A 4,738-nucleotide genomic window follows, 5' to 3' on the forward strand; every position below is an offset into this window, starting at 1 on the left:
GGGCTGGTTGAAGAAGATGAAGTCGTCGTCGGAGCGCACCTTGCCGTCGGCGGTGAGCAGCAGGCCCGATACGTCGAGCCGCACCGGAGCGGCGACGTCCACCGCCACGCGGGCGGCGGTCAGCGGGATGTTCGAGCCGGGGGTCATAGCTGTCATGCCAGGGGTAACGAACGACCCCGCTTTACCGTTCCCTTACCCGCGCAAGGATTTTCTCAGCCGCGATTGCGGGGGTGCGAACGCGCCGAGCGTTCGTTCCCGTGCTTGTAGTTGCCGGTCCAGCGGGCCATCACCAGCTGGGCGTCGCCGCCCTCGGCCTCGGCGAGGAAGCGCTCGGCGCGGGCCCCGCGCAGGGTCCCCGCGGCCCGTCCGCCGTGCGTGATCACGACGGAGCCGTCGGCACGCTGTTCGTAGGTGAATCCATGAGGTCTCGGCATGGCCGCGAGCGTAGGCGGCGGCCGTGCCGAGAGGTACCGAATTACGGGACCACGACGGTCCTCCGTGCTACGGGACCACGACGATCTTGCGGCCCACGCCGGCGGCGAACTGGTCGAGCGCCCGCGGGTAGGAGTCCAGCGGCAGCCGGTCGCTGATGAAGACGTCCGGGTCGAGCACCCCGCCGGCGAACAGCTCGGCGGCCCGCTCGTAGCTGTGCAGGACGGCCATCGAGCCGGTGATGGTGATCTCCTGGTTGTAGACGCGGTACGGGTCGATGGTCACGCGCGTCGCGTAGTCCGCGACACCGAACTGCAGGAACGTGCCCGCCTTGGCGACGCGGTCGAGGCCGTCCTGGATCGCCGCCGCGTTGCCGGTCGCGTCGATCACCACGTCCCAGCCCCCGGGCCGGTCGAGCTCGTCGGCGCCGGCCGCCGACGCGGAGACGCCGAGCCGCTCGGCCGTCGCGAGCCGCTCGGGGTTGAGGTCGACCACGTCGACGCTCGCGGCGCCGGTCCGCTTGGCCAGCTCCAGCATCATCAGGCCCATCGTCCCGGAGCCGTAGATCAGGACGTGCGCCCCGAGCCGGGACCGCAGCACGTCGTAGCCGCGCACCGCGCACGAGAGCGGCTCGATGAGGGCCGCGTCCTGGGTGCGCACGTGGTCGGGCAGCCGGACGCAGTTGGCGGCGGGCGCGAGGGCGTACTGGGCGGCGCCGCCCGCCGTGGTCACCCCGATCGCGGCCCATCGCTCGCAGAGGTTGCCGCGCCCGGCCCGGCAGAAGCGGCACTCGTGGCAGTGCAGGGAGGGGTCCACCGCGACCCGGTCGCCGACGGCCAGTCCGCTCACGTCCCGGCCGAGGCCGACGACGGTGCCCGCGAACTCGTGGCCCGGCACCACCGGCAGCGTGGGCGCGAACTCGCCCTGCAGGATGTGCAGATCGGTCCCGCACAGCCCGCACGCGGCGACCTCCACGACGACGTCGCGGGGGCCCGGCGTCGGGTCGGGCACCTCGCCGACGACGACCTTGCCCACCGATTCGACGATCGCTGCCTTCATTTCACGGCTCCCAACGACAGGCCCTGGACCAGCTTGTCCTGGGCGGCGAACCCCGCGGCGAGCACCGGCAGGGAGATGACGAGCGACGCGGCGCACACCTTCGCCAGGAACAGGCCCTGGCTGGTGATGAAGCCGGTCAGGAAGACGGGCGCGGTCTGGGCGACGACGCCCGTGAGCACCCGCGCGAAGAGGAGTTCGTTCCAGCTGAAGATGAAGCAGATCAGCGAGGTCGCGGCGATCCCGGGCAGCGCGATGGGCGCCACCACGCGCGCGAGGATCGTCGGCAGCCGCGCTCCGTCGATCTGCGCGGCCTCGATGACCGGCTTCGGCACCTCGGCGAGGAACGACTGCATCATCCACACCGCGATCGGCAGGTTCATCGAGGTGTAGAGCAGGACCAGCAGCCAGATGTTGTCCAGCAGGCCGGTGTTCTTGGCGAAGAGGTAGAGCGGCAGGAGGCCCGCCACGACCGGCAGCATCTTCGTGGACAGGAAGAAGAAGAGCACGTCCGTCCACTTCTTCACGGGGCGGATGGACAGGGCGTACGCGGCCGGCAGGGCCAGGACCAGCACGCACAGGGTCGAGACGACCGACGCCACCGTCGAGTTGACCAGCGAGGGCCAGGGGCTCGCGCCGCCGCCCGCGCCGAAGAAGTCGCGGTAGCCGTCCAGGGTGAGCGAGGCGGCCAGCGAGGGCGGGTTGGTCGCGGCGTCCTCCTCCGAGTGGAAGGAGGTCAGCGCCATCCAGGCGACGGGCAGGAAGAACAGGATCCCGGCGAGCCAGGCGGCGAGGCCGAGCGTGGCCCCCCGCGCGCGGGGACGGGACTTCACGGACGCGGCCATCAGCGGGACACCTCCTCACGGAAGAGGGACGAGACGACCCGCAGCGCGAAGGTCGCGATGATCAGCGAGCCGATGACGACGAGCACACCGGCGGCGGAGGCCAGGCCGTTCTCGTGCGCCTGGTAGAAGCTCTGGTAGACGGTGTACGGGAGGTTGGCGGTGCCGAGGCCGCCCGAGGTGATGGTGAAGACGGCGTCGAAGTTCTGCACGATGTAGATCGAGCCGAGCAGGGCGCCCAGTTCGAGGTAGCGGCGCAGGTGGGGCAGGGTCAGATGGCGGAAGACCTGCCAGTTGCCCGCGCCGTCCATGCGGGCCGCCTCGACCAGTTCGGGATCGCGGCTCTGCAGCCCCGCGAGCAGGATCAGCATCATGAAGGGCGTCCACTGCCACACCAGCGAGGCCTCGATGGCCAGCAGCGGGGTGTTGGAGATCCAGTCGGGCTGGGCCGCGGAGTTCCCGCCGATCCCGTGCAGCAGGCCGTTGAAGAGCCCGTACTCGGGGTTGTAGAGCACGTGCTTCCACAGCAGCGCGGCGGCCACGGGGACCAGCAGGAACGGCGCGATGAGCAGCGTACGGACCAGGGAGCGCCCCTTGAACTTCCGGTCGAGGAGCAGCGCGAGGCCGAGCCCGATCACGAGGCTCGCGAGCACGACGGAGGCCGTGAGCAGGATCGTGGTCAGCACGGACTTGCGCAGGTCCGGATCGGTGAGGACCTCGGTGTAGTTGGCGAACCCGGTGAAGCTGCGGGCGTCCGGATAGAGGGCGTTCCAGTCGAAGAAGGAGATCACCAGGGTGGCCACGAACGGCAGCTGGGTCACGGCGATCATGAAGACGAGGGCGGGCAGCAGGGGCGCCCTGGTGGCCCAGGCGCGCAGCCGTCCCGGTGTCCCCGGCGGCCTCGGTGTGCGGGCGTCGGACGCGCGCGCGTGCCCGGCGGCGGTGGTGCTCGCGGTGGCGGTCATCGTCCCTCGTACTCCTCGGAGATCTTCTCGGCGAGCTGCTGCGACTTCCGCAGGGCCGCGTCGACGGACTGGCGTCCGGCGATGGCGGCGCTGATCTCCTGGGAGACCTTGGTGCCGAGGTCGGTGAACTCGGGGATGCCGACGAACTGGATGCCGGGCGCGGGCCGGGGCTGCACGCCCGGGTCACGGGGCCGCGCGCCCTCGATGGCGGCGCGGGTGACGTCCTGGAAGGCGGCGGCTTCCTCGCGGTAGGCGGGGTTCGCGTACGTCGAGGCGCGCTTGCCGGCGGGCACGTTCGACCAGCCGGTCTTCTCGCCGACGAGCTTCTCGTACTCCTTGCCCGACGCCCAGGAGATGAACTTCCAGGCCTTGTCCGGGTTCCGCGAGGCCTTCTGCAGGCCCCAGGCCCAGGTGTAGAGCCACCCGGAGCTCGCGGTCCGCACCACGGGGGCGGGGACGTAGCCGATCCTGCCCTTGACCGGCGACTTGGCGGACTCCAGCGATCCGGCGGCGGCCGTCGCGTCGTACCACATGGCGGTCTTGCCCTGGGTGAGGTTGTTGAGGCACTCGGCGTAGCCGGACTGCGCGGCCCCGGACTCGCCGTGCTCGCGAACGAGGTCTACGTAGAAGCGGGTTGCCTTTTCGAACTCGGGGGAGTCCAGGCGGGCCTTCCAGTCCTTGTCGAACCAGGTGCCTCCGAAGGTGTTCACCACGGTGGTCAGCGGCGCCATCACCTCGCCCCAGCCGGGCAGGCCGCGCAGACAGATGCCCTTCATGCCCGGCTTCGCGCCGTCCACCCGGGCGGCGAGCTTCGCGACCTGCTGCCAGGTGGGCTTCTCCGGCATGGTCAGGCCCGCCTTCTCGAAGACGTCCTTGCGGTACATCAGGAAGGACGACTCTCCGTAGAAGGGCTGTCCGTAGAGCTTGCCGTCGGCGCCGGTGAGCGACTGGCGCATGGGCGGCAGGATGTCCTTCTCGTCGTACGTCCGGTCCTCGCGGGCGTACGAACCGACCTCGTGCAGCCAGCCGTTGCGGGCGTAGATCGGTATCTCGTAGTTGCTGAGGGTCGCCACGTCGTACTGGCCCGCCTGGTTGGCGAAGTCCTGGCTGATCTTGTCGCGGACGTCGTTCTCGGGCAGGACGGTGAAGTTCACCTTGATGCCCGTCTCCTTGGTGAAGTGGGCGGCGGTGAGCTTGCGCAACTCCACCATCTGCGGGTTGTTCACCATGAGGACGTTGATGGAGTCGCCGCCTGAACCGGTCCCGCCGGCGCCGGTCCAGCAGCCGGCGAGCAGCGGGGCGAGCAGCGTCCCTGCGGCGGCCGCGGCGAGCGTGCGCGGCCTCCGTCGGCTCGGGGTTCGCATGAATCGCTCCTGGACGTATGGGAATGAATGGGGTGCTTAGGGGCGTGCGGGACTGAGGGGTGGACGGTCTTTCCGGGGG

Annotated in this window: 6 protein-coding genes; all 6 read right to left on the reverse strand. The window is 70.3% G+C overall.

Annotated elements, in window-relative coordinates:
* Positions 1-156: TerD family protein (locus AOK22_RS40985; RefSeq protein WP_167357878.1), on the reverse strand; the 156-nt coding region annotated here is incomplete at its 3' end.
* Between the two features lie 56 nt (positions 157-212).
* A complete protein-coding gene (locus tag AOK22_RS23860; RefSeq protein WP_055700760.1) occupies positions 213-434 on the reverse strand; it encodes a hypothetical protein in 222 nt (73 codons plus the stop codon).
* Positions 435-501: 67 nt separating this feature from the next.
* Positions 502-1,491 (reverse strand): zinc-dependent alcohol dehydrogenase family protein, encoded by a 990-nt coding sequence (locus AOK22_RS23865; protein WP_055700761.1) that lies wholly within the window; start codon positions 1,489-1,491, stop codon positions 502-504.
* Entirely contained in the window at positions 1,488-2,333 is an 846-nt protein-coding gene (locus AOK22_RS23870; RefSeq protein ID WP_107102015.1) for a carbohydrate ABC transporter permease, read from the reverse strand. The genes AOK22_RS23865 and AOK22_RS23870 overlap by 4 nt, the downstream gene beginning before the upstream one ends.
* Positions 2,333-3,295 carry a carbohydrate ABC transporter permease gene (locus AOK22_RS23875; RefSeq protein ID WP_055700763.1) on the reverse strand — a complete coding sequence of 321 codons (963 nt, stop codon included), beginning with the start codon at positions 3,293-3,295 and terminating at the stop codon, positions 2,333-2,335. Before AOK22_RS23875 ends, AOK22_RS23870 begins: the two co-directional genes overlap by 1 nt.
* Complete coding sequence (locus tag AOK22_RS23880) at positions 3,292-4,659, reverse strand: ABC transporter substrate-binding protein (protein ID WP_055700764.1); 1,368 nt, start codon at positions 4,657-4,659, stop codon at positions 3,292-3,294. Before AOK22_RS23880 ends, AOK22_RS23875 begins: the two co-directional genes overlap by 4 nt.
* Positions 4,660-4,738: the final 79 nt, after the last annotated feature.

The organism is Streptomyces silaceus (genome assembly GCF_001419745.1).
In the GTDB taxonomy this organism is placed as follows: Bacteria; Actinomycetota; Actinomycetes; order Streptomycetales; family Streptomycetaceae; genus Streptomyces; species Streptomyces silaceus.